Annotated in this window: 21 protein-coding genes and 1 riboswitch; of the genes, 5 read left to right on the top strand and 16 right to left on the bottom strand. The window is 43.6% G+C overall.

Features of this window, described 5'->3' with window-relative positions; all coding sequences use genetic code 11:
- Positions 1-34 precede the first annotated feature (34 nt).
- The 3 genes from ACO03U_RS04745 to ACO03U_RS04735 all read right to left on the bottom strand — a co-directional run bounded on the left by ACO03U_RS04745 (position 35) and on the right by ACO03U_RS04735 (position 4,408).
- On the bottom strand, positions 35-2,044 hold the full coding sequence (locus ACO03U_RS04745; protein WP_204685946.1) for a beta-galactosidase: 2,010 nt from the start codon (positions 2,042-2,044) through the stop codon (positions 35-37).
- A complete protein-coding gene (locus ACO03U_RS04740; protein WP_204685944.1) occupies positions 2,044-3,498 on the bottom strand; it encodes a glycoside hydrolase family 1 protein in 1,455 nt (484 codons plus the stop codon). Before ACO03U_RS04740 ends, ACO03U_RS04745 begins: the two co-directional genes overlap by 1 nt.
- 100 nt (positions 3,499-3,598) lie before the next feature.
- Positions 3,599-4,408 carry a helix-turn-helix transcriptional regulator gene (locus tag ACO03U_RS04735; RefSeq protein ID WP_161870340.1) on the bottom strand — a complete coding sequence of 270 codons (810 nt, stop codon included), beginning with the start codon at positions 4,406-4,408 and terminating at the stop codon, positions 3,599-3,601.
- 102 nt (positions 4,409-4,510) lie between these two features.
- On the opposite strand from ACO03U_RS04735, the gene ACO03U_RS04730 reads away from it, so the two are divergent.
- The gene (locus tag ACO03U_RS04730) at positions 4,511-5,755 is read left to right on the top strand and encodes a PTS sugar transporter subunit IIC (protein WP_423104408.1); all 1,245 of its coding nucleotides are present in this window, start codon (positions 4,511-4,513) and stop codon (positions 5,753-5,755) included.
- Positions 5,756-5,893: 138 nt separating this feature from the next.
- On the opposite strand, the gene ACO03U_RS04725 is transcribed toward ACO03U_RS04730, so the two are convergent.
- The 5 genes from ACO03U_RS04725 to rlmH form a co-directional block, all read right to left on the bottom strand.
- Complete coding sequence (locus tag ACO03U_RS04725; protein WP_423104407.1) at positions 5,894-7,168, bottom strand: chloride channel protein; 1,275 nt, start codon at positions 7,166-7,168, stop codon at positions 5,894-5,896.
- A 261-nt stretch (positions 7,169-7,429) separates the two neighbouring features.
- A riboswitch (Fluoride riboswitch) is annotated at positions 7,430-7,502 on the bottom strand.
- A 72-nt stretch (positions 7,503-7,574) separates the two neighbouring features.
- On the bottom strand, positions 7,575-8,969 hold the full coding sequence (locus ACO03U_RS04720; protein WP_204685929.1) for a gluconokinase: 1,395 nt from the start codon (positions 8,967-8,969) through the stop codon (positions 7,575-7,577).
- 270 nt (positions 8,970-9,239) lie between these two features.
- Positions 9,240-9,752 (bottom strand): YehS family protein, encoded by a 513-nt coding sequence (locus ACO03U_RS04715; RefSeq protein ID WP_204685927.1) that lies wholly within the window; start codon positions 9,750-9,752, stop codon positions 9,240-9,242.
- A gap of 687 nt (positions 9,753-10,439) precedes the next feature.
- A complete protein-coding gene (locus ACO03U_RS04710) occupies positions 10,440-10,865 on the bottom strand; it encodes a nucleoside deaminase (protein ID WP_161870413.1) in 426 nt (141 codons plus the stop codon).
- A gap of 235 nt (positions 10,866-11,100) precedes the next feature.
- On the bottom strand, positions 11,101-11,580 hold the full coding sequence (gene rlmH / locus ACO03U_RS04705; protein WP_161870347.1) for a 23S rRNA (pseudouridine(1915)-N(3))-methyltransferase RlmH: 480 nt from the start codon (positions 11,578-11,580) through the stop codon (positions 11,101-11,103).
- Positions 11,581-12,073: 493 nt separating this feature from the next.
- On the opposite strand from rlmH, the gene ACO03U_RS04700 reads away from it, so the two are divergent.
- Complete coding sequence (locus tag ACO03U_RS04700; protein ID WP_204685925.1) at positions 12,074-13,375, top strand: S1C family serine protease; 1,302 nt, start codon at positions 12,074-12,076, stop codon at positions 13,373-13,375.
- Positions 13,376-13,505: 130 nt separating this feature from the next.
- Here ACO03U_RS04700 and ytpR read toward each other — a convergent pair whose 3' ends face one another.
- From ytpR to pepA, 4 genes are all read right to left on the bottom strand, one after another.
- Positions 13,506-14,126, bottom strand: a complete 621-nt coding sequence (gene ytpR, locus ACO03U_RS04695) for a YtpR family tRNA-binding protein (protein WP_204685923.1) — start codon at positions 14,124-14,126, stop codon at positions 13,506-13,508.
- Between the two features lie 291 nt (positions 14,127-14,417).
- Positions 14,418-14,870 carry a universal stress protein gene (locus ACO03U_RS04690; RefSeq protein WP_204685921.1) on the bottom strand — a complete coding sequence of 151 codons (453 nt, stop codon included), beginning with the start codon at positions 14,868-14,870 and terminating at the stop codon, positions 14,418-14,420.
- Between the two features lie 69 nt (positions 14,871-14,939).
- A complete protein-coding gene (locus ACO03U_RS04685) occupies positions 14,940-15,263 on the bottom strand; it encodes a thioredoxin family protein (protein WP_161870351.1) in 324 nt (107 codons plus the stop codon).
- Positions 15,264-15,484: 221 nt separating this feature from the next.
- Entirely contained in the window at positions 15,485-16,564 is a 1,080-nt protein-coding gene (gene pepA, locus ACO03U_RS04680; RefSeq protein WP_204685919.1) for a glutamyl aminopeptidase, read from the bottom strand.
- Between the two features lie 220 nt (positions 16,565-16,784).
- Between pepA and ACO03U_RS04675 the strand changes: the two genes are divergently transcribed.
- On the top strand, positions 16,785-17,126 hold the full coding sequence (locus ACO03U_RS04675) for a hypothetical protein (protein WP_161870353.1): 342 nt from the start codon (positions 16,785-16,787) through the stop codon (positions 17,124-17,126).
- Positions 17,127-17,272: 146 nt separating this feature from the next.
- Here the strand turns inward: ACO03U_RS04675 and pepV are convergent, their stop codons facing one another.
- The gene (gene pepV / locus ACO03U_RS04670; RefSeq protein WP_204685917.1) at positions 17,273-18,685 is read right to left on the bottom strand and encodes a dipeptidase PepV; all 1,413 of its coding nucleotides are present in this window, start codon (positions 18,683-18,685) and stop codon (positions 17,273-17,275) included.
- Positions 18,686-18,839: 154 nt separating this feature from the next.
- Here pepV and ACO03U_RS04665 point away from each other — a divergent pair, with 154 nt between their 5' ends.
- A complete protein-coding gene (locus ACO03U_RS04665) occupies positions 18,840-19,697 on the top strand; it encodes an NAD(P)H-hydrate dehydratase (RefSeq protein ID WP_204685908.1) in 858 nt (285 codons plus the stop codon).
- Positions 19,698-19,721: 24 nt separating this feature from the next.
- Positions 19,722-20,246, top strand: a complete 525-nt coding sequence (locus tag ACO03U_RS04660; RefSeq protein WP_423104406.1) for a GNAT family N-acetyltransferase — start codon at positions 19,722-19,724, stop codon at positions 20,244-20,246.
- Between the two features lie 307 nt (positions 20,247-20,553).
- Here the strand turns inward: ACO03U_RS04660 and ACO03U_RS04655 are convergent, their stop codons facing one another.
- The 3 genes from ACO03U_RS04655 to aspS all read right to left on the bottom strand — a co-directional run bounded on the left by ACO03U_RS04655 (position 20,554) and on the right by aspS (position 25,625).
- On the bottom strand, positions 20,554-22,470 hold the full coding sequence (locus ACO03U_RS04655) for an acyltransferase family protein (protein ID WP_204685905.1): 1,917 nt from the start codon (positions 22,468-22,470) through the stop codon (positions 20,554-20,556).
- 50 nt (positions 22,471-22,520) lie between these two features.
- Positions 22,521-23,396 carry a YitT family protein gene (locus tag ACO03U_RS04650; protein ID WP_161870358.1) on the bottom strand — a complete coding sequence of 292 codons (876 nt, stop codon included), beginning with the start codon at positions 23,394-23,396 and terminating at the stop codon, positions 22,521-22,523.
- Between the two features lie 459 nt (positions 23,397-23,855).
- A complete protein-coding gene (gene aspS, locus ACO03U_RS04645; protein WP_204685904.1) occupies positions 23,856-25,625 on the bottom strand; it encodes an aspartate--tRNA ligase in 1,770 nt (589 codons plus the stop codon).
- Between the last annotated feature and the right edge of the window lie 43 nt (positions 25,626-25,668).

Raw genomic sequence — 25,668 nt, 5'->3', positions numbered from 1 at the left:
CTAACGCTTCTTAGGAAAACTATTAAATTTGGCGTCATTCATGGTCTTGCTGCAAAATTATCACCGCAAAAGGCGCTAACTCCAAATCAGTTGGGCTATTTGTTTGAGTCAACAGTTCATAAGCATCAGGATATGGATTCATGATTTTTTGCGGATGTTCCCCAGTATTAATGATAAAAGTAAAGGATTGATTTTCAGTGGTCCGAGTCATGATTTCCACTTCGCCAGCTGCTTTGGCTGCTAGTTGCGACCTTTTTAATACTTGGGTCATCAGAAAAGCCAGTCCTTGATCATCAAGATAAGTTCCCACATAAAAAGCGCAGCCTGTGCCATACTCATTGGCGGTCAAACAAGCCTGTCCTTGATAGAAGGTTTCATCCCCGTACCAAGCCAACGAATGGGCTGTCGTAGGGGTAATCAAATCACACAAGGTCCTTCCTTGACCGACAATACCTGTAGCAGAGTGTAAGGTGACGGCTTGTGCTGCCGGTCGTGCGTCGATTTCATCAATAGTAAGTCCTAACAGCTCCCGCCACTGGCCAGGATAGCCACCAAGATGAATATTGTCTGTCTCATCGACTAAGCCAGACATCACATTGGTCAAGAAAACCCCACCCGCTGCCGTATATGCCTTGATCTTTTCAGTCACCTCATCAGTGGTAATATACATTGACGGGGCCAGCAACAATTTATAAGGGGAAAAATCATCCTGTTTGGACACAATTTCTACCGCAATGCCTTGTTGGTAAAGGGCTTGGTAATAGCGATAGACACTAGCAACATAGTCCAACTGGGTAGTCGGACCAATACAATTCTCCAACCCCCAATAACTCTCCCAATCAAAAATAAGGGCGACGTTTGGATGAATCTCACTTTCAATTAATGCTTGCGGTAACTGGGCTAGTTCCCCGCCTAATTGAGCTACTTCTTGAAATACCCGGGTTTGGGTGGAAACACTATGAGAAAGCAGTGCCCCATGAAACTTTTCTGCTCCGTTACGAGATTGCTTTAATTGGAAAAACTGGACAGTATTGGCCCCGTGTGCCAAGGCTTGGTAGCTGAGCATCCGCATCTCCCCTGGTTTCTTTAACGCATTGTAAGTCTGCCAGTTTTGTTGGTTAGGCGTCTGCTCCATTAGCATAAAGGGTTGATGCTTGAGTCCCCGCATTAAATCATGGGAAAATGCAGTGAAACTAGCTGGCGTATCCAAACTAGGGTAGTTATCCCAAGCAATTACATCTAATTCCGGTGCCCATTTGAAATAGTCCAAATCCTTTTGACTCCCCATGAAATTAGTAGTAATTGGACGTTTGCTATCGTATTTCCGAATAATGTCTCGTTCCATTTTGTAGTTTTCTAAGAGACTATCTGATTGAAAGCGGCGGTAATCAAGAGCTGCACCGCCTAAAACCGGTTTTCCACTAGAAAAAATATCGCTGGTTCGCATCGGAGGATTAATCTCCTCCCAACTCCCATAAGTATGGCCCCAAAAATGACTATTCCAAGCTTGATTCACCGCTTCCAGTGTGCCATAACGTTCTTTTAACCAAACACGGAAAGCTTTAGCACAATTTTCACAGTAACAAGTACCACCATATTCATTTGAGACATGCCAGTGAGTAATCAGCGAATTCGTGTGGTAACGTGCGACTAAGCGTTCCACCAAAGCTTTACTTTTTCTTTTAAAAATAGGGCTATTGGGACAGGCGTTGTGTCGCTTCCCATGGCGTTGCAAAATACCATTGATATCTGTGCGCATCACTTCAGGATACTTGTGAGCTAGCCACGGAGGTACAGCAGCCGTCGCCGTTGCTAAGACCACACAAATCTGATTGTGTTCTAAATGCGCCATGATGCGATCCAATTGCTCAAAGTCGTATTCACCCTCTGCTGGTTCCAATAACGGCCATGAAAAAACATTGATGGTGGCACTATTCACCTGGGCTTGGGAGAGCTTGTCGAAATCATCTTGCCAAGTGCTTTCTTCCCATTGCTCAGGGTTGTAATCGCCCCCGAATAAAATTCCCGAAGAATAATCCGTCATCATTTCTCCTCCGTCAATTGCTGTCCGTTTTTAGCAATCAAATCACGATACCAAAAATAGCTTTTTTTCGGAATTCGTTTCAATTCCCGGACATCTTCATCTGTCCGATCAACATAAACAAAGCCATAGCGTTTTTCATATCCGTTCAACCAGCTCAACAAATCGGTAAAGGACCAAGCACAATAACCAATTACAGGCACACCACAAGCAATCGCATTGGCTAATTCCAACAGATGCTCTCTGTAAAAAGTAATCCGATAATCATCGTCAATTTCGTCAGTTGAGGTCAAAGTATCAAAAGCACCAAGACCATTTTCAGTAATAAAAATTGGCAGTTGGTATTTCTCATAGACGTTTCGCAAGGCAATCTGCAGCCCAACTGGATCAATTTCCCAGCCCCAATCTGTTTTTGCTAAATAGGGATTGCTGACAGACTGAAACAATAGGTGCTCCGGCGTTTCTTTTTGACCATCGGCAGCCATTAAATACGGGTCGGTCATCTCAAGATTTTTCTCATTCGTAACAGTTGCCGATGGCCGGCGCACGGTTCCACCATGGTAATAATTAATTCCGAGAAAGTCCGGTTTCGCAGCTTTTAACGTTGCCGTATCGGCAGCCGTCACTTCAAAATCCAAGTCCAATTGCTTCAAAACATTCATAATCCGTTGGGGATAGGTGCCACGACAATAAACTTCCAACCACCAGTCATTGTTGAATAAATTTGCATCCATGGCCGCCACCACATCTTGGGGATGGCAAGTTTCGGGTACCACTTCCCCATAGCCAAAACTAGGACCAATCAAAGCGTCTGGCAGCAAGCGATGACACAGGGAAATCACTTCGGCATTGGCTAAATTGACAAGATGATTGGCTTGATACATCCGCTTCATATCAGAGACATTAGGAGGATGAGAAGCCCAACGGTAGCCCAATGAAGTGAAGACATTTTGCTCGTTAAAGGTGACCCAATAGCGCACTCGATCACCAAATTCTTTAAACACAACCTCAGCGTATTTCAGAAATGCTTGAATCGTCTCCCGTGATTCCCAGCCACCATATTCATCTTGAAGAGCTTGCGGTAAATCCCAGTGATAGAGAGTGACAACCGGCTCAATCCCGTTTGCGATAAGCTCATCAATCAGCGCCCCATAAAAGTCTAATCCTTCTTGATTGACTTCTCCATTTGGTAAAACGCGACTCCACGCCAAACTGAAGCGATAGGCTTTCAAATTCATTTTTGCCATTAATTGAATATCTTCTCGAAAGCGATGATAGTGGTCCACTGCCACCTTGCCATCGGTGCCGTTTTTGGTCTTACCGGGAAGTTGCGAAAAAGTATCCCAAATTGAAGGTGCCTTTCCCCCTTCAGCACTCGCTCCCTCTACTTGATAAGCAGCTGAAGCCGCCCCCCACAGGAATCCTTCTGGAAATTGAATAGCGTTTTCAGTGTTCATAGTATTCTCCGTTTCTAATCATTCTCACCCTAACCATAGCATCTGTTTTCGGATTTGTAATTACGGATATTTACAAGAAAATACTACAAATTGAATGTGATTAATGATACAGATTTCGAAACTTGCCCGGAGTCACATATTCGCTTTGCTTAAAGGTGGAAATAAAATAGCTGTTGGTATTAAAGCCCACCATTTCGCCAATTTCTTCCACCGAATATTCTGGATGATTCAGCAATAGTTCTTTCGCCTTTAAGATGCGATGGTTAGTCAATAATTGGTGGGGTGAATTTCCTTGAATTTTCCTGAACACTTCGAGAATGTACTGAACGCTGTAATTGGTCACCTGTGTGAAATCTTCATTGCTTAACTCTTTCATATAGTCAGTTTCAATTAGTGACAAGATGGGCTGAATGATTCGTTCATTAAGCTCCTGATTCTTAGGATTGTGAGTTTGATATTTCTTAATCTTTAATAAAAAGCCATAAACCAATAGTGAAGATTGGTAGTTATCCACCAATGGTTTTTGAAACTCCTGGCGATTTAGTTCGACAAAGCGTAACAAATCCTGATCTGGTGTATCAATATAGCGATATTGCTGAATTCCCAGCACCATCGTCATTTCTTTAATCAATGAACCCCCAAAAGTAAAATAAGACGTTTTCCATGAAGTAGAACTCGGATCTTTTTCATAGCGGTGAGGAACTTCTTGATTTATCAAGATTCCCTGCCCTTTTTCTAGAATAATTTTACGATCTTTCAATTCGACAATGCCGCGGCCTTCATGAGTCTGTAACCAGTGGACATACGGATAGCCTTTTGGTCGATTGATCGCCTCTTGGTCCCAATCGTAGCCAATACTATCAATATAGATTGGCAGTGAACGATCCTTATTTTTAAAACTATAGCGCATAATATCACCTTCAAATTCTGGTATTTAGTTAGAAATATCTTTGATTACAATACCATCGAATTTTGATATTGTGAATACACAAATCGAAAGGTGGAAATAAAGTTGAAAACGTTGTCCAATTGGTTTATGAACAAATTTAGTCCTGCATTAGCTAAAATTAGTAACATGAAATACTTGGTAGCCCTACGAGACGGTATGATTATCACTGTACCATTTACGGTTTTCGGTAGTATCTTTATGATTATTGGGAATCTACCAATTAATGGTTGGTACGATACTATAGCCCCAATTCAAGGAATTCTACAGGCACCTGTTAACGTAACCTTTGGCATTTTGGCACTCATCGTAGCCATCGGTATGAGCTATCAATCAGCCAAAGCCAATAAAATCGACCCATTAACTGGAACCGCTGTCGGCGCCATCGCTTTCTTATTATGTATGTTAAATAAAGATTTCGCGATTGATCCTTCTACTTTAGGTTCTGGAGGTATGTTTACTGCTATTATTGTTGCTATTATCTCAAGTGAAATTATGCGCTTTTTCATCAAACGTAACATCGTCATCAAAATGCCTGAATCGGTGCCACCAGCTGTTGCGAATTCCTTTGCTTCATTGATTCCCGGATCAGCTGCCCTCTTGTTCTTCTGGCTGATTCGAGTGGTTCTTAATATTCAAATCAATGATGTCATCCAAGCAATCTTCTCACCACTTGTCTTTGGCTTGAATAGCTTCTGGGGTATGGAATTCATGCTCTTCTTGACTTTGTTACTCTGGACTCTTGGTATCCACGGAAACAATATTCTTGGTGCCGTTGCTTCCCCTGTTTATCTCCAATTTTTAACGAGTAACATTAACGATGTCGCAGCTGGGAAAACACCAACTCACATCACTGCGGATGGTTTCTTAAACTTTGGGATGAATATCGGTGGAACAGGTGCGATTTTAGGCTTAGTCATCTGTATGGTCTTTGCAAAAAGCAAACAATACAAACAATTAGGTCGGTTAGGTTTGGTGCCAGCCGTTTTCCAAATCAGTGAACCAATCATGTTTGGTTTCCCAGTAGTCTTAAATCCAACCTTGATGATTCCTTTTATTGCTGTCCCAATGATTTTACAAGGAATTACTTATTTCCTTATGAAAGCTGGTTTGATTGGCATGGTGGTAGCTCAAGTACCATGGACCACACCAACCCTGATTAATGGTTTCTTAATTACCGGTGGTGACTGGCGAGCACCAGTTTGGCAACTTATCCAATTAGTGATTTCCATCGTCGCATACTGGCCATTCTTTAAAATTTGTGACCATCAAGCGTTAGAAGCCGAGAGACAAAGTGAATTAGCTGAATAAGCTAATTCAAAAATTATCCAATAGCTAGTCTTCATAAAAAAGAATCACACCTATTTCTCTGATTAATAACCAGTGAAGTAGGTGTGATTTTTATTCTAAGCGGATTGCTCTGATAAACCCTATATCTGTCGCTTCATGCTAATTTTTCTTTTCTTTGATTTCACTCAGCCGATACCCCACATGGTCTTGCAAGAAGACGTGTTTAGGAACGCTGACTGTTTGTGACCCATAAATGCCATGATGACCAGTCACGCTATAGCTGATAAATGAAGCGATGGCATAATAAGGCAAGGCTTGGACGCCAAACAAATCGATGCCCAACATAATCGTAGTAATCGGCGCATTGGCGGCACAACCGAAGACTGAAATCAGTCCCAAAGCTGCTAAGAAAGACGGCGAGATCCCTAGCCACGTACCAATACTACTGCCCAAACTGGAGCCAATATCAAACAAAGGTGTCACTTCTCCCCCTTGAAAGCCTGCGCCCAAAGTCAACCCTGTATACAGCAACTTTAATACCGGATCTAAAAAGGTTGATTTTCCCAGGAAAGCCTCATCCATGATGTTCAAACTCAGGCCTTCATACTTTTGACCAGCAAACAGCAGGATCAAAGCAACAAAAATTGCGGCGCTGACAAACCCGCGAACTAAATAATTACTGATTTTGGCTTGATAAAATTGCTTCAATGCGGAAACCACAAAGGAGAATAAAAAGCCAAAGATTCCAAACAAAACCGCTGCAAGGCATACCACGACGATGACCTTAACGCTGACTGTCGGCATGTCCACAATCTGGTGCAAATCATGAGTCGTTCCTAAACTTTTCGCAATAAAATTGGAAAAATAAGCGGCGAAAAAACAGTAAATCAAAGAAGAGCGCTCCATTTTTCCAATATAGACGATTTCCATCCCAAAAAAGGCGCCAGCTAAAGGTGTGCCAAAAATCGACGCAAAGCCAGCACTAACTCCTGCGTGAATCAATTTCTTACGCATGTCAAAAGGCAAACCCACGCGTTTTCCTGCTTGATTGGCTAGCACCCCACCGATTTGGACTGCCGAACCTTCACGACCAGCCGAACCACCAAATAAATGCGTCAAGATGGTAAAGATAAAGGTGAAAATCCCCATACGAAAAGGGACATGAATTTCTTTTTGGGTACTCTCAATAATCAAGTTATTGCCTTTTTGCGAGCCTTGCCCAAAATTTTGATAGACAAAAGCTGTCAGTACCCCGATCAAAGGCAACACTAGTAATAAGTAGTTGTGATTCTCACGAAAGTCGGTCGCTGTATGTAGCGCTAAAAGTAACAGATGGGAAACCACCCCCATCAAGGTCGCCACAAGAACGACTAACCCCCAGAGGATCACTTGCTCTTTGATTTTTTTTTTTTCAATCCCACTTAAATTCATCATTTTTTTCCTCTCTAATGCGTGAATGAGTCTCGCTTTTTCCAATTAGATAGCCCCAGCAAACCCGTTTCGTTTCCGAAAATTAAGATGTAAGCAACCAACCGTCCTTTATCAAGGATTGCTTTCGCCTAAAATCACAGCGGCCAGCCAGACTTTCCCTCTTGGCGTCAGTCAAACCCACTATCGTAACTAAGCTAGTCCGTAAAATCAGATATTTTTACAATACCTTAGTCAATAAAAAAAGCTGAGGGTTCTACAAATAGACGATTTGTAGAAGTCATCAGCTGTTTGGGCAGTTTTGGATAATCCAAGGGAGACACTCATTCCCTTATTCATTTGTACGTTCTCATTTTTATCATATCGAAAAGGACTTGTCAAATAGATTGCGAGCGAGCATTCATCATCTAACCTAGCCCTCAAGATCTGCAAAGTAATCCCGGTGGAGGCGTTCATAAGCTTGCTGCGCCACTGGATTTGGAACAATCAGCTGCTGCGAATTTGGTGCTGCAGCGGTACTTTTCTCACCAAAAAGCAAGGCGTACAGGCCAAAAATAGGTTCGTTTTCCTTAGACAAAACAGCTGGATTGCCGAGAATATCCACTGCCAGTTGGGCCAGTTCTGGCGTTTCAAAAAAACCACCGCTGAAACTTACCGGGCCATTTCCGATAATCGCTGGTTTTAAACTACGAAGATTTAACAGCAGCCCTTCCAACACACTACGAATCAGCTCCCGTCGCTTCGTGGTAATCCGTAAATTTTGAAAGCCCCCTGTGAGTTGTGCATTCCAATATGGTGCCCGCTCACCACTCAAAAACGGGTAGAATTTCACGCCGTTTGCGCCAATCTCAGTAGTTGCTAGGACGGTAGGTAATTCGTCATAAAAATTCGTTGCCTCGCCAAAAATCTGGCTTGCCCAAGCCAGTACATTGCCACCATTGTTTGAAGGGCCGCCAGTGACAACAAGAGTCTCCGTCAGGCGGTAACAAAAATTTTGTCGTAAACTATCTAACTTAACTTCCGAACCAATGGCACGTAATGCGCCGCTAGTTCCGATTGTCAAACTATTAGCAAGACCCGTCGTGGCCAAACCGGCATACGCCGCTAGACAACCATCACTGCCACCACAAAAGACAGCCACATCTGCTCCCAATCCATATCGTCTTTGACAATCTTTCGTGAGGGTAAATTTTTGATTCACGGGGACAATGGGGGCGAGCTGCTGGCGAGAAACTCCTAAATAATGCAAGATATCATCATCCCAATCTCCCGTCGCTAGTGAACACAGCCCCGTAGCCGAAGCTGTCGCCACATCGATCGCCACCTTACCCGTAAAATGAACCATCAGCAGTTCTTTTAAGCCCCACCAGCTAGTCCCAGAGGGGTAACTCATTCTTTGCTGGAAATATAAAATTTTCGCAAAAGGCGACATGGGGTGAATCGGGGTACCGCTGTGCAGATAAAAGGTTTCTCTCATCTCTTGAGGTAACTGGCTTAACACCGAAGTCGCTTGTTGATCGGACCAGAGGAAAAGTTCCTGAAACTGACCCGCCACCAACGGCATCAGGCTATGCATCGCCACGCTAAAGCCAATTGCCTTCACTTTTTTACGCAAATCAGCCGGCAACTCCAAAATAAGTTGCTCGACTACCTGAAGGACTTCAGAAGCTTGTTGATACTTAGCACCATTTTCTCCATGATAGGTCAGCAATTTGCCACTATTTTGGTACAAACTAACCCCTTCACTAATGATGGCTATTTTCACCGCTGTGGAGCCCACATCAATCCCTAAAAAATACGCTTGCATCCCACTCACCTAATCTTTGCCTTTCCGAAAAAGAGTTGTTGCTAATCTACTTTGTCCACTTCAGGCATCTATTCTCTCCCACTAACTGGTTTTCGTCAAAAAATGACGCCAACAAATTGATAAGTCAGTAATGTCGTAACGACGCTCATACCCATAAGTGTAACTAAACCACTCTTTCTATCTGAATATCAATAGTTGGTTTTTTTGATGAAAAACTTTTACTCATATTAGCAATCAGAACTAGAGCCCAGGCTTACCTTTTCACGAGTATTACGAATTCACACGCCGATTATACAACCCCAGCCCTTTAAGAAAATTCCGCATATATTTATCGCCACAAGGTTTGAAATTTCGCTGACCTTCCTTACGTAAAAAAGCCCCAATTTCACTTTTTGATGGAAAAAGTTCCACCTCTGCAAAAATAGCCAAGATGTCTTCGGTCGTCATCGTGAGGGCAATTTTTAATTTCTTGAGTAAGACATTGTTGATATATTTGATTTCCTTATTTTGTGGCGGTGTTTTCTCTACCGAATGCTCTTTTTGCGGCCCCCGCGCCAATAAGATCAACCCATTTAAGAAAGCATCCAGCATCTGATTGTTGACTGCTTTTTCATACACATTACTTTCGGCATGGTCTACCCACTTATCTTGCGTTTTTGTCAACATAGCCCGCGCTTCCTCTCCTGTCAGCGTAAGGCCACCTAACTCAAAAGCTTTGATCATATCACTATCCTTGAGATCGATTGCATAACGCAATCGCAGCAAGCGATCATTATTATTCATTTTCATCGCCCTTGGTTCATGTATCAGTTGTGTATTTCTATCGTGGGCTTTTCCCAGTAACTCCCTAAGTATAACTAATCCCATCCCACATGATAAGCCCTTTTAGAATCCCTTAAGTAAATCCTCCGTACGTCTCCTTCTAATCTAGTCAAAATGATTGATACTGGCAAACCCCTTAGTTAACCAGTATACTATCCAGAAAGCAATCCTTTCCTTACTTTTATCCCCATGCAAGCAATACTTGCTAGGAAAAAAAGCCCCACCTACCTATAATCAAGTCAATCGATAGAAAGGAGCTCTTCATGGAATTTGGTGAACAAATAAAAAACTTACGAATAAAAAACATAGTGTGTCTAGCTCTCTGTGTGGCATCTAATTAGTTATTCCCCTGTTTTCGTCCTCGTTGATTACCTCTTCTTAAATTGAATTACAAACAATTCAGGCTCTAAGCTAGCTGTTATTTAAGACCGGTCTTTCAACCACCATTCATATAGTTGAAGTTCTAGGAGCACTCCTTCCTTGATGAATAATGTTAAAAAGCGTTGTTCACTTTTTTCAAACATAGCTATCCCTCCAAAAATAAAGCCGCAATCCCACAAATAGATGTAGGATTGCAGTTTATAGAGATAATAGATATTTGTTTGTCTAATTTTCTACAAATATACACAATTTCAATACGAATGGCTCCTATTCATCGTGACGAGTAAAGTACCCTTTTATATCATCAATCATGAAATCTGAAACTAATTTAACCTCATGTATGTATGCACCTGCTTCCAATACTTCCCTACACGAAATAAAAGACCAGTTTTGTTCCTTTCCTCTGAAATTTGAGTTATTAGCGAAGACAATACCCTCAACTCCAGCCCATACTGCCGCGGAACTACAAAGCGGACACGGTTCAAATGTAGAGTATAACCAATACTCTTTAGGCAGCTCACTAGTGCCAAGTTGCTGACAGGCTTTTCGAATGGCATTCACTTCTGCATGAGCAGTTGGATCATGATCGTCTGCTACAGTAGTTTCACCAATCGAAAAGATTTCACCTTTAGAATTCACGACGGCTGCTTGAATTGAATGTAGATTCCACTGACGTTTAATCAATTGAGACATAATTTGCTAACTTGGATGTTGTACCATTTTGAAATCTCCTTTCATAATTACACAATAGAAAGTTATACTTTAAGTTTAGTGTTAAAGTGATTTGATTCTCTTGAATAGTAACTGTCCATCTTTTTAAAACTTTTAGATACACTTCTCTGTCGCTCTTGTTCATTTGTTTGGAACTGTTTAGCTTAATCGCTACATTATTTTTCGATTGTTTTTATTGGAAACCTCAAAAACCGCATCATTTATGATACGGTTCCCCATGATTGATTCGCATTGCCCGGTAAATCTGTTCCACCAAGATTAAACGCATCAATTGGTGGGGATACGTCATTTTGCCAAAACTGATTTGGCTGTTACTTCGTTTTATTACGGCTGGGCTCAAACCAAGCGAGCCCCCAATCACAAAAACCAGTTGACTTTTTCCTTGGATACCTAGCTGATCGATTTGATGGGCAAAGTCTTCGCTAGAGGGATTTTGGCCTTCGATGGCTAGCGCATAGACGTATTCCCCCTCTTTGATTTTGGCTAAGATGCGGTCGCCTTCTTTTTCTTTGACTTGCATCATTTGGGCATCACTAAGATTTTCAGGCGCTTTCTCGTCGGGAACTTCTACTAGTTGGATCTTTGCATAAGCACCGAGGCGTTTGACATATTCATTGATCCCTTGAACGAGGTATTTTTCTTTAAGTTTACCGACAGAAATGATTTTGATATTCATGTGCCTTTCCTTTCTACGAGGAAGTTCTCCTCAACTTGTTGATAACTATCTATGAGTTTACCACAGTTTTTATCCACATTTGCAGGATCGCTAGAATTCTAGCTGGATTTTTCAGGTCGGTAAAATTAGGCTTTTGGATACGAACAATAGTTCTCCACAGATTTATACACATTTTACACAGGGTGTGGATAAATCTGTGGATAGTTTTCCCCAGCTTTTGCTACTTTGTAACGGAAATGTTGTTTTAAAACAGAACTCGCGTATTTCATTCACAAATTTGGTCTAAATTGGGAAACGGCTATTTAATTTTTCATGAATCACTATTTTTTTCAGCATGGTTCGTTCATATTTTTTTCAAAGTCTCCCGTTAGACTAAAGGCAGAGGTTGAGACTATACTAGAACTAGAGCAATCATTCAATTACTCCGTCTCAGCTATGAATGACAGGTAAGATGCAACACAAAGTGAATGACCTATATTGAGGAGGATACATCATGGAACAACGTAAAAAAACTAAAGGTACAGGCAAACGCTTCTTAACAGGTTTACTTGGTGGAGTTGTCGGTGGCTTTTTGGTAATCGGAGGCTTCTATTTAGCAAATGGTTCGGCGCTTGCACCAACATCCAACAATAGCACCACTAGCAATACGAACAACAGCAAACAAACGCAAGTCTCTAATGTGAAGGTGGATGTGGACTCAGATATCACGAAGGCCGTGGAAAAAGTCCAAGGCGCAGTTGTTTCCGTCATCAACTTACAAAAGCAACAACAATCCAGTAACAATCCTTGGGGAGATCTTTTTGGACAAGCGCAAGATGAAGATACCCAAGGCTCTGACAGCAGTGATAACAGTGACTTAGTGGAAGCCAGTGAAGGCTCTGGTGTCATCTACAAAAAAGATGGCGACTATGCTTATGTCGTGACCAACAACCACGTAGTCGATGGCTCCAATGGGTTGGAAGTCGTTATGAATGATGGCACAAAAATTTCTGGTGAATTACTAGGCACGGACGCGGTGACTGACTTAGCTGTCATCCGGATTTCTTCCAAAGATGTAGATGAAGTCGCAACATTTGGTGATTCGGATGCCTTGAAAGTCGGTGAACCAGCGATTGCTATTGGTTCGCCATTAGGTTCGCAATACGCAAACTCGGTGACTTCTGGGATTATTTCTTCCGTGAACCGACCAATTGCTGATACCTCAACTGGTGTCAATATCAGTGCCATTCAAACAGATGCAGCGATTAACCCTGGGAACTCTGGTGGTCCATTAATCAATGCTGGCGGACAAGTCATCGGGATTAACTCAAGTAAAATCGCCACCACGCAAACAGAAAGTTCCGATATTTCTGTTGAGGGGATGGGCTTTGCGATTCCTAGTAACGATGTGGTAACCATCATCAATCAACTAGAAGCTGACGGGAAAGTGACTCGTCCAGCGCTAGGAATTTACATGGTTGATCTATCTTCTGTTACTTCTCAACAACAAGAACAAATTCTCGGCGTACCAACTAGCGTCAAGAGTGGGGTCGTCATTACCCAAGTCTCCCCTGCGACGCCAGCAGAAAAAGCTGGTTTGAAACAATACGACGTCATTACCAAAGTCGATGACAAGGAAATCACCAGCACCACTGATTTACAGTCTGTCCTTTACACCAAGAAAGTCGGTGATAGCATCACGGTGACTTACTACCGCGGTGACAAAGAAGAGACAGCCAAAATCGATTTAACCATCGATAGCACCGTCTTAAATAAAGACAACAACAGCAACAGCAATAACCAAGGCAACAACTAATCAACTAACAGGACACCCCCTAGCCTACTGCAGAATATTGCGAGAGGCTAGGGGGTGATTTTTTTCAATAAAAGAGCAGCTCTGATTTTAAAAATCAAGAGCTGCTCTCTTCTTTTCTAAGTCTAGCAAATTAATTTGCTGAGCCTACTGCAAATGCTTCACCCACGACGGCATCTTCTGGTAAGACGAGGATGCCTTTTTTCTCAGGGGCATTAGGCAAATGAAGTTCTCTAGCGGAGCAAATCATTCCATAACTTTCCACTCCACGAAGGACGCCAGGCCAGATTAGCATCCCATCTGGCATCATAGCCCCCGGTTTTGCTACTACCACTTTTTGGCCGGCAGCAATATTGGCGGCACCACAAACGATTTGGAGGACTTCGCCATTGTCCACTTCCGTTTCAGTGATGTGGAGGTGGTCACTGTCGGGATGTTCGATGCAAGTTTTGACATAGCCAACCACAAATTTAGGCGCTTCGGTTGTTGGCAATTGAATATCATGGAAACCAGAAAGCTGTAATTGTTGGTTAAGCAATTGAATTTGAGCTTCAGTTGGATAAACTTGTCCTTTTCCTGCTAACGTCATAAAGTCTGAAAGCTGGAAGAAATTTAACCCGACCAACGTCCCTTCACTATTTTTGATAACAGCGATATTAAATTTACGTTCGACGCTTTGTTCCAATCCTTTGTCGTCAGCAGCAATCACAAGTAGCGTGTCACCTACTTGTTGGGGATTGTATGAATAGATCAAAATGATGACCTCCTAATAACGGTTTTGTAAAAACACACAACTTGTATCATATCAGAAACGGTGCCAAACTTCACGTCAAAAATATTTTTTTAATCCGTCTCATGGCTGAGATGGAGGGCTATCATTAGCTACCAGTAACCTCAGATTTGCGATCTGTCGGCCTTAAGAAAGGCTAAGGGAGCTCAGCTAGCTCAAAAAAAACCGTAAGCTTTCTTTAAAAAAGCTCACGGTCACAGCTGGGATTCGAAAAACAGGATGAATTCCCGCTAGGCCAAAGGTAGATCGGCCGTATTACGCTTCTTCTGACACCACTAACACATCACAAGGTGCTTGACGAATGACATAGCTTGCCAAGCTTCCCGTCATAAAACGTTCCACAGCATTTAATCCGGATTGTCCCACCATGACTAAATCAATGTGGTATTTTTTAGGCAAATCCCGGGCCATCGCTTGTTTAGCAGAGCCATAAGTGAGAATGCCTTCAATATTGGTAAAATCATGTTCGCGGGCATAGGTTTTGCAAGTCTCGAGCAACTCCTTAGCACTTTCCGTTTCTTGATCCATGATACTTTGGTTGATTTCCCCGTAGCCCAGCATCGGGGTAATTTGTTGTTGAACCACGTTGGCAACATAGACTTTCCCATTGTTTCGGCGCGCTACCTCGATTGCTTTGACAAAGGCTTGCTGTGCTTGATCCGAACCATCGACACCAACTAAAATATTTTTATATTCTTGTGATTCCATCTTGTTCCCTCCTTTTTTGATTCCTTCATAACGGAGCAACCATTCCTCCGCAAAACTCACTGGATAAACCTAGGCTTGCGCGGGTAAACTCTTCAAAAAGGTTTCGATTTCTTCTTTAGTTTTTCGGTCCTTGTTTACCAAACGACCAAGTTCTTGCCCTTCATCGGTAACCACAAAACTAGGAATCCCAAAAATGCTCCATTCTGCAGCCACATCGATAAACTTGTCCCGATCAACTTCGATAAAAGTATACTCCGGAAAATCAGCAGCAATCTCCGGCATAAAAGGTTTGATAAAATGGCAATCCCCGCACCAACTAGCGGTAAAGAAAAATACGTTCCGCCCTTTTTTGACATAGCCTGCCAATTCTTCCAAACTATTAGGTATAATCATTTATTTGCCTACTTTCTACAATATTCTTCCTTAATTATACACCTTTTTAACTAGGAGACAAAAAGTGCGGGTTAACAAAACCAATGGGCTTGTTATTTCTCAAAAATCGGGTTGTGGCTTACCATACGCTCCCCACATCCTATCAATCGAGTGTTCTTTTCCCCCAACAGCCACTCTTCAAAAAAACTCTGACAGCATTCCTGTCAGAGTTTTTGTCTTCCTTAACCTTTGACGATGGTATCCACAGTAGCTTTATCCAAGCCTTTCAAAGTTTGGATCAACATTTCCCGTGCCGCATCGAAATCAGCGATACTAAACATTGTTTGATGGGTGTGGATGTAGCGTCCGCATACGCCGATGACGGTACTTGGAATTCCTTCATTGGAAGTGTGAGCGGCACCAGCATCTGTACCACCTTTGGAAACAAAGTATTGGTAAGGAATATGATTGGTTTCTGCCGTATCCAACAGGTATTCTCGCAAACGCGGCAACATGATCAAACCAGGATCATAAATACGCATCAAGGTCCCTTCGCCTAAATGACCAAATGTCCCAGTTGTAGTGGTTTGGTCGTCTGCCGCTGAGCAGTCCACTGCAAAGAACAGATCCGGTTTGAATTTCGTAGTCGAGACTTTTGAGCCGCGCAAACCGACTTCTTCTTGAACATTGGCCCCTGCAATCAAGGTATGGCCTAGTTTTTCTTCTTTCAAAGCTTCCAAGGCTTCCAGAACTACCGTACAGCCATAGCGGTTGTCCCAAGCTTTTGAGATGATATTTTTACCATTTGCAGTTTTAATGGTTTCCACTGCCGGTACGATGGTATCCCCTGGACGGACGCCAAACTCCAGAGCTTCTTCTTTGGAATCAAAACCAGCATCAAATAAGATACTATCCACGGTGACATTGGCTTGTCCCCCGCCAGTGCCCCGTAACAAATGTGGTGGCACCGATGCAGAGATCACTGGGTAGTTTTTGCCAGTAGCGGTGATTAAGGTAAACCGTTGTGCAGAAACCACGTAAGGATTCCAGCCCCCCAATGGTACGACCTTGAACAAACCTCGCGGGGTAATATCGGTCAACATAAAGCCTACTTCATCCATATGAGCCGCCACCATGATTCGTGGTGCATCGGCAGCTTCATGATGACGAATTCCAAAAATCCCGCCTAAGCCATCTTGTTGGATTTCATCCACAAGGGGGGTCATTTCTTTGCGCATATATTCGCGGATGGGGCCTTCAAAGCCAGAAGTTGCCTGCATTTCGGTTAACGTCTTGATTCGTTGATACGTTCTTTCTTCCATGGAAAACGATTCCTTCTTTCTGATGAAATAGCCGGAGCTTTTCGAATTTACGTGTTTCATTATACCTCAAACCCACCCTAAATGAGTATGTAAGATGTCATCTTTTGTCGATTATATGGTAAAATTGTACTAGTCATAAATCGTTCTGTATTTAGTTAGTATCTGGCAGCTCTTAAAATGACGAAAGCATCATTGGACCGAGAAAAAGGAGGAAGTCACTGTGGAAAATGAAAATCAACTAAGCTTGTTCAAAGGCGGACTAGTACTGGGTCTGGGGGTCGGGCTAGTTGGCGGTGTCGCTTCTACCTTATGGGTTAAAAAGCGTCAACGCTTGAGTGCCGACGCTGTCCTCAATACCGTCAAAGGTGCCTTTTTAAAGGAAGGCCCGATTGAAGGTTCCTGGATTAACTTTGAAAAACAACCCTTACGAAAATTTGCCGTCCATTCAGAAGGATACACCGGCGGCATCACCCGCTTGGAAGATGGCAAGCTCGTGAGCTACGAATTTTTAGCCGACGCCAAGACCGGCACTGTTTTGGATATTCAACGTTTGAAAGAATAATACTCAATTAGATTGGATCAGCTACGGATGTGGCTGATTTTTTTCATCTAAAGGACTCACTTTTCCGAAAGTCTCTACTAACTAAGCACGAAAGCATGCAAAAACGCCCCTCAGAAATGATTTCCGAGAGGCGTTTTCTATTAGCTTTATTTTGCCAAACGATAAATCGCATCGGCATAGATGACTGCAGATCTGTACAAATCATCCAAACTCATAAATTCATTGGCTTGGTGCATCGTGTCCGTATAGCCTGGGAACATTGCCCCATAAGCTACGCCGCGTTCTAACAAACGACCAAATGTCCCGCCACCGATTACTTGTTCGTAGCCTTTTTCGCCTGTGTGTTCTTCGTAAACAGCTAGCAAGTTAGCCACCAATGGATCATCCATCGGTACGTAGTGAGGAGCGGCATCCCGTTCTTCCCGATCAACAGTAGCACCAGTGTCCGCAACAGTTGCGGCGATGTCTTTCACCATACCGTCAGCAGTCACACCAGTTGGGTAACGGAAGTTCAAGGTGATGAAATTGTCGTCCAAATCAGCGCCGAATTTCAATAACCCAGCATTCATCGTCAATTTACCCATACGTGGATCTTCGTGAGCCACGCCGAGTTTTTCACCGTAATGATCCAAGTGTACGTAAGTCGCTGCACTATCCAAGAAGCCTTTTGCTCCGCCGCCAAATGGGTATTGGTTTAAGAAAGCCGCCAAGTAGGTTCCAGCATTGACACCGGCGAAGGGACTTGCTCCGTGTGCACTCTTACCGATCAAGTTGATTTTAACTAGATCGCCTTCTCCGACTAATTCACCAGTCAAATTGTTAGCTGCAAGATAATCCGTATAAGCAGCTGATAAGTCCTCCACGCTGATATCCCCAGCGAGACGAATCACTGCATCGGCATTGCCAGGAACCATGTTCACACGTAAACCGGAGTCAAAGCTTACCAATTCAAAATCGCCAGCGTTGGTTGCTTCAAAATGCAAGCGCAGGGTCACGTTGCCTTTTTCCCCATTGATAATTGGGAATTCAGCATCTGGTGAAAAACCAAAGTCAGGTTTTTCTTCATGTTGGAAGTAATAATCCATATCTCCCCAACCAGATTCTTCATCGGTACCCACAACGATACGGATTCTTTTTGAAAGAGGCAAGCCCAATTCTTTGATGATTTTCAAGCCATAGTAAGCAGCGATACTTGGGCCTTTGTCATCAGAGGAGCCACGAGCATAAATCTTGTTGTCTTTAATCACTGGTTCATAAGGATCGGTATCCCAGCCGTCGCCAGCAGGTACGACGTCCATATGGCAGAAGAGACCAAGAGTTTCATCCCCTTCACCGTATTCGATATGACCGGCATAATTGTCGACGTTTTTAGTAATAAAACCGTCCCGTTCGCCGTAGCCCAACATGTGGATCAACGCATTTTTTGGTCCTGGGCCAAATGGTGCATCAGGAGTCGCTTTGTCGTCTTCCCGATCACTGCGAACTTTCAATAACTCAACTAAGTCCTTCAGCATGTCATCTTTGCGTGCTTCTACTTCTTTTTTCCAATCAATGGTCATGAAATTCCCTCCATTTATGTGTTTTCCCGTTATCAATGATACCACTGTTTTGGCGAAAATGACACCGAACTGAATCATTCCGTCAGCTCTTTTACAAAGTTGCTGCTCCTCTCCGTGGTATAATAAAAAAAACGCGATCAAGGAGGAAGCTCAGGTGGAACAACTAACGGATGCCATCTTACATCAAGTCATTACCCCTCGCCCCGCTGACAGCCACAAGGGCAATTATGGCCGCTGCGTCCTAATCGGTGGCGCCCGCCAATACGGGGGGGCGATTTTGATGGCGGCTGAGGCCTGTGTCCAAGCGGGAGCCGGTCTGACGACAGTGGTGACAGCTAAAGAAAACCACGGCCCCCTCCACACCAGACGCCCTGAAGCGATGGCTGTGGACTGGCTAGACTTTGCCCTAACCGAATCCGTCATCGAAACTGCTGATGTTCTTTTGATTGGGCCTGGTTTAGGCGATTCGGAAAGAGTCCGGAAGCTTTTGGCCTTCGTTTTGCAAAAACGTCAACCTGACCAATGGCTAGTAATCGATGGTTCCGCCATCACCATCTTAGCGGAAGCCGCCGGGGGAAATTTGATAAAACTCCGCCAGCTATTACGCTTTCCTGAAACGGTGGTTTTCACTCCCCATCAGATGGAGTGGCAGCGTCTCAGCGGCATCCCCATCACCCAGCAAACAAGTCGAGCCACCAAGGCCTTCACTAAAGAGTTGGGGGCTACCGTGATTGCCAAAAGTCATCGGACCACGATTTTTGCGGCAGATGGTTTTTGTGCCCGCAATCCTCATGGTACACCAGCGATGGCAACAGGTGGCACCGGGGATACGTTGGCTGGCATCATCACCGCTTTTCTAGCCCAGTTTCCCAAAAACGGTAAAACCATTGCCGCGGCCGTCTATCTCCATAGTTTGATTGCTGACAACCTAGCAGAGAGCCGTTACGTGGTGCTACCTACTGAAATTAGTGAGGCATTGCCACTTTGGATGAAGCATTTTGAATACGACTAACGATTAACTTAGGAGGTTATCCTTTTGACAAACGTGAACATCCGCCCTTGTGACATGGCGGATCTGAAAATTTTAAAAAAAGTTGGCATTGAGACGTTTACAGCGACCTTTGCCGCTCAAAATACACCAGAAAATATGCAAGCTTATTTGAGCCAAGCCTACACAGATGAAAAATTGACACATGAGATCACCACGCCAGGAAGTACTTTTTATTTGCTGATAGAGTCAGAGACGGCTGAAATTGCCGGCTATCTAAAACTCAATGTCGCGGCGGCTCAAACAGAAACGATTGCAAATAACAGCCTTGAAATCGAACGTATCTACTTGCGCCAAGCTTTTCAAAAACAAGGATTGGGGCGGAAAATGCTGGAATTTGCCCTGCAACAAGCCCGCACCTTGGGCAAGTCTGCCGTTTGGCTAGGCGTCTGGGAACACAACGAGAATGCCAAAGCCTTTTACCAAAAACTGGGCTTTCACCAAGTCTCTCAGCATTCCTTTCTATTAGGTGCTGACTGCCAGAATGATTTGATTTTACTGAAAGAATTATAAGTACGGTGTTTTATCGACAATCGATTGATTCGCTTTACTACCTCATCTCGCTGGTTAAAAAGCAGAGCAAGCCGGCCGGGAAAAAGGCAAACAGATTTTTCGTTTGGCTTTTGCCGGTCTAGCAACCGTCAACCCAATTCCTAGGCCGCTCAATTTCACCTTTTTCGGCATCAAAATATCGGCATGATAAGCCACTTAATTACTGAACCATCAAGCTTTTTGGAACTTAATTTTTATAAGTTCTTTATCACAAAAAACGCGACTGACAGCCACCAGAGGCCTTCAGTCGCGTTTTCATTAGCATGTCCTATTTATTCAACGCTTCACTGATCAATTTCACATAGGCAATCAAGCCCTTAGGTGTCACGTGAATCCCGTCCTCATAGAACCAATCTGCACTCCCATTGGATGCATAGGTGTGCCAATCAATGATGGTCAAGTTACCGTATTTTTGAGCCATTTCATTCAAGTGATCATTGACGACATTTTGTAGCCGCAAAGATGGGGCATGGACATTGACCCAATACACTTGGCGGTTTCCGAAGAGTTTGATAAAGCTGTCAAACTGCGCATCACTAAAGTCGCCGTTGGTCCCTAAACCGATTAAGACCGGATCGTACAACAGGTCTTGTTTTGCCAAAGATTCAATCAGATCCGAACTATTCCAGATTTGGCGACTGATATCTGCATCTACGACAGCATTGGGAAAGACATCTTTCAAGCCCTGTGCGGCCCCTAACATGACAGAATCCCCAAAAGCTGTAAACTGGAGCTTCTCGGCACTTTTGACTTCCTCGAGGCTCAAGTCATAGTTTGTGGCGACTTGTTTCAGCTGCGCTTCAGACTTGGCTGCTGCTTCCTTATCACTCGAATCAGTCGTCTCTTCCGAAGTAGCGGTGGAATCTGTCGTCTTGCTGGCTTCTTCTTTGGCTTTTTTCTTGGAAGCCTCCGCGATTTCACGATTTTTCAAGATTTGCTCTTGCATCCGCTGCTGTTCGGCTGTGACATGGTTGGTAGGCGCGATGACAAAGCCCACCACCGAAACCAGCACCAGCACTAAGCCGGGAAGCAAAAAGGGTTTTTGCTTAGAGAAAATCGGTGGGGTAAACCAGCCTTTGACAGTTTGCCAAGTTTTAGAATAGTCGAAGTTTTTCATGCGCTTATCCACTAACTGATAGGATAGCTCTGCACAAATCATGATCAACAAAAGCTCAATTACCGTATGCAGCCACAGATTGTTGGAAATATTTTTAACCTTGGATTCATAAAAAATCATCACCGGATATTGGTAAAGGTAAATCCCATAACTCCGCTTACCGATATAAGCAAACACGGGATTAGTCAGCCATTTGTCAAGGCTTGCCCCTGGGTGAACGACCACCATGATCAAAAGGACCGCCACGATTGAGAGTAAAAACATCCCGCCCCAGTAGATAAAGGTGTAGTTGGCATCCAATTTAAAGAAAGCTAGAATCAGAATACCTAAGCTGGCCAGCCCCACCCCATTAAGGATGCGCTTGGCTTGTTGGGGAATTTTTGCCCGTAGCCGGTTTGAAGGCCAAATGAAGGCCGCTGCACTCCCGAGCCAAATGGAAAAAATCCGTGTATCGGTACCGTAATAGACCCTAGTCGGATCAGCCCCCGGAACGTATTGGACTGCCATCCAGATCGCCGATGCCAAAGCGGCTACAAAGACGATCAGAAAGATAGGCCGGCGTTTTTTCACTAGTAGCATCAATAAAATAAAGAGCAATGGCCAAATCAAGTAGTTTTGGGCCTCCACCGATAAGTACCAAACATGGGTAAAAGGTGAGGGATTGCTGTAACGTTCAAAATAACTCAAGCCCTGATTGATTTGCCACCAGTTGTTAAAATAACCCAAAGTCGAGATGACCACACCTTTTAAATTGTTTAGCAAATTTCGCTGGAACAAGGTGATATAAGTAATGGTGGTCAAAAAGAAAAATACTAGTGGGGGATACAATCGTTTCAAGCGCCGTAGATAAAATTGCTTTAAAGAAATGCGGCCTTCTTGTTCCCACTCTTGCCGTAAATGATCGGTAATCAAATAGCCTGAGATGGCAAAAAATAACGGCACGCCGAGGTAACCCCCTCGCATTTTATCTGGCATCAAATGATATAAGATGACGCCCACCACCGCCAGCGTCCGCACGCCATCGAGACCGGTGATGTAGCGACTTTTTTTCAGTCGTTTTGCTTCCATAATCAATTCCAACTTTTCTATATAAAATTAGGGGTAACCAAGCACCAAGATCAAAAATCTTCTTCGTAAAAACGGCCCAAAATCTGGACATTATCCGCGATACTGACAAAAGCGTGAGGATCAGCTGACTTCATCGCCTCCCGCAACATCGGCAATTCAAAACGGGTGACTACTGTCAACAGCACGGTTTGCTTGTCATGTTTGTAGGCTCCTTCTGCTTCGTTGATAATCGTAATCCCCCGCCGCAATTTTTTTTGGATATTGTGAATTACTTTTTCCGGGTGGCGCGTGATAATGATGACTTGCATCTTCTTTTGTTTCGTATAGACGGCATCGGTGACTTTACCAGAGACAAAAATCGCGATAGCACTATACAAAGCATATTTCCAACCAAATAAAAGACCCGCCGCAATCATAATCAGCAAATTAAAAGTAATCGAAATCGAGCCAATCGTTTTGCCAGTTTTTTTGCGAATGGCAATACTGACAAAATCCAGTCCCCCGGAGGATAACCCACTTTTCAATGTGTACCCAACCCCAGCACCCATGATGGCTCCACCAAAAATGGCGCAGATAATCGGGTCCGTGGTCAAGGTCTCTTCCGGCATGATTTGCATAAATAATGACGTCAAGACGACCGTAATCCCTGTAAAAATCGTAAACTTGTGGCCGATTTTAAACCAGCCGAGTAAAAATAATGGCAAATTCAATAATAATAAGGTCGCAGAGACCGGAACGTGCACCCCAATCAAATCTTCTGACAAGGTGGTCAAAATTTGCGCTACCCCGGTAATCCCCGACGAATAAATCTGACCTGGCTGATAGAAAAAATTGACACCAATCGAGGCCAAGATGGCGTAGACTACCGAGTAGGAAAATTTCTGGGCATAGTCTGCGTGGGGGAACAATTTGAACAGTTTATCCATGATAATTGAGCATCCTCATTTCACTCTTACTTGCGTCACTAACAAAAGTTTGGCTACATTTAGCAGTTTCCCTTCCCAGACACAGTTCAATTATAAGGGGAAAGTGACAAAAACAAAAGGAGAAGCCGAGCGCCTTATAAAAATGATAGATAAACAGCTTTTAGCTTCCGACTATTTTTATTGTTTTGTGGGAAGGGTAGGCTTTGGCTTCATTGTCTGGCGATAGCTGGACCGGCAAATGCCACTCCGCTAAAGCCATCATTTCTAGCGCAAAAGTCGCGCATCGAGTTTTATCACAGGCAAATTTCATTAAAGCAATTTTCGCGAAACCAACTAATGTGCTTGCGACACTCGCCTCAAAAAAAGCCCAACTTCTTGATGCCGTATTTTGGCACTCAGAAGTTGGACGAAATCAATCATTAATTACATATATATACTTTTTATTTTCAAAAGAAAAGATTATTCTTCTACTTTGGTCACATCAATACTCAATTCGAACAATTGTAATGGCGATACGGTGCTTGGCGCTTCCGTCATCGGATCCATCGCTTTCCCGTTTTTAGGAAAGGCGATGACTTCACGAATATTATCTTCACCAGCCAATAGCATAACGAAGCGATCCAAACCGATAGCAATCCCTCCCAGTGGTGGGAAACCATAATCCAAAGCCTCCAACAAGAAACCAAATTGTTCTTCCATGGCTTCATCGCTAAAGCCCAAAGTGCGGAACATCTGCTCTTGTAGTTCCCGTGTATGAATACGCAAGGAACCGCCACCTAGTTCATAACCATTTAATACGATATCGTAGGCTTCTGCATATACTTTTTCTGGTGCGGTAGCTAACAATTCGACATCTTCGGCTTTTGGCATGGTAAATGGATGGTGGGCTGAGACATAGCGACCTTCTTCTTCGCTATATTCAAACTGTGGCCAGTCGGTGATCCACAGGTAGTTGAATTTACTTTCGTCAATCAAACCTAACTCTTTTCCAAGCTTCGAACGAACAGCTCCTAATGCAGCGGAGACAACGGCATAGTTGTCCGCTCCAAACATCAGCAAGTCGCCAACTTCAGCATCGGTGGCTGCGATGATTGCATCTTGTTTGTCACCAAAGAATTTCGCGATAGGCCCTTTTAAGCCTTCTTCTTCGACTTTCAACCAAGCCAAACCTTTCGCCCCAAATTGACCGACATATTTCCCTAAGTTATCCATGTCTTTACGGGAATACTTGCTGGCAGCGCCCTTAGCATTTAGAGCTTTGACGACGCCTCCTTGATCCAAAGCCATTTGGAAGACCTTAAAGTCCACATCTTTTACCACATCAGAAATGTCGATTAACTCCATCGCAAAACGCGTGTCAGGTTTGTCAGAACCGTAGCGAGCCATGGCATCATCATAAGTCATACGTGGGAAAGGCAAGGTAACGTCGATGCCCTTGACCTCTTTCATGACTTTGGCAATCAAGCCTTCTGTAATTTCTTGGATTTCGGCCATGTCCAAGAAACTCATTTCCATATCAATTTGAGTGAATTCTGGTTGGCGGTCCCCTCGCAAATCTTCATCTCGGAAACAACGGGCTACTTGGTAGTAACGGTCAAAGCCAGCTGACATCAACAATTGCTTAAAGATTTGTGGTGATTGCGGTAAAGCATAGAAATGACCAGGGTGTACCCGTGATGGCACCAAGTAATCCCGCGCACCTTCTGGAGTGGATTTGCCCAAATAAGGCGTTTCGATATCCAAGAAACCCAAGTCATCCAAATAATTACGAACGGCATGGGTGATCTTGTGACGCATGATCAAGTTTTGGGTCATCTTAGGCCGACGCAAGTCCATCACACGGTTTTTCAAACGGGTTTCATCACTGATCATTTGATCGTCTTCGATTGCAAATGGCGGTGTCTTGGCCCGGTTCAAAATCGTGATATCAGTAGCCATGATTTCAAAAGCACCGGTAGCCATTTTCGGATTGACTGCTTCAGGCGCCCGGTGTTCCACGATACCAGTCACTTCAATGACAAATTCGCTACGACATTTGTCGGCAATTTCCCATGCTTCGCGATCTTTTTCAGGATTAAAGACGACTTGCACGATTCCTTCCCGGTCTCGCAAATCAATAAAGATTACGCCACCTAAATCCCGGCGCTTTTGTACCCAACCTTTCAAAGTAACGGTTTGATCCACTTGTGCTTCTGATACTAAACCGCAGTAAACTGTCCGTTTTGCCATGTTCATTTCCCCCATTTGTATTGTAATAAGCTAGTCGTGACTC

The sequence above is a fragment of the Enterococcus diestrammenae genome (assembly GCF_049384045.1).
Taxonomy (GTDB): domain Bacteria; phylum Bacillota; class Bacilli; order Lactobacillales; family Enterococcaceae; genus Enterococcus_C; species Enterococcus_C diestrammenae.
Note: the sequence above shows the minus strand (reverse complement) of the source record. Positions and strands in the feature narration are given on the sequence as shown.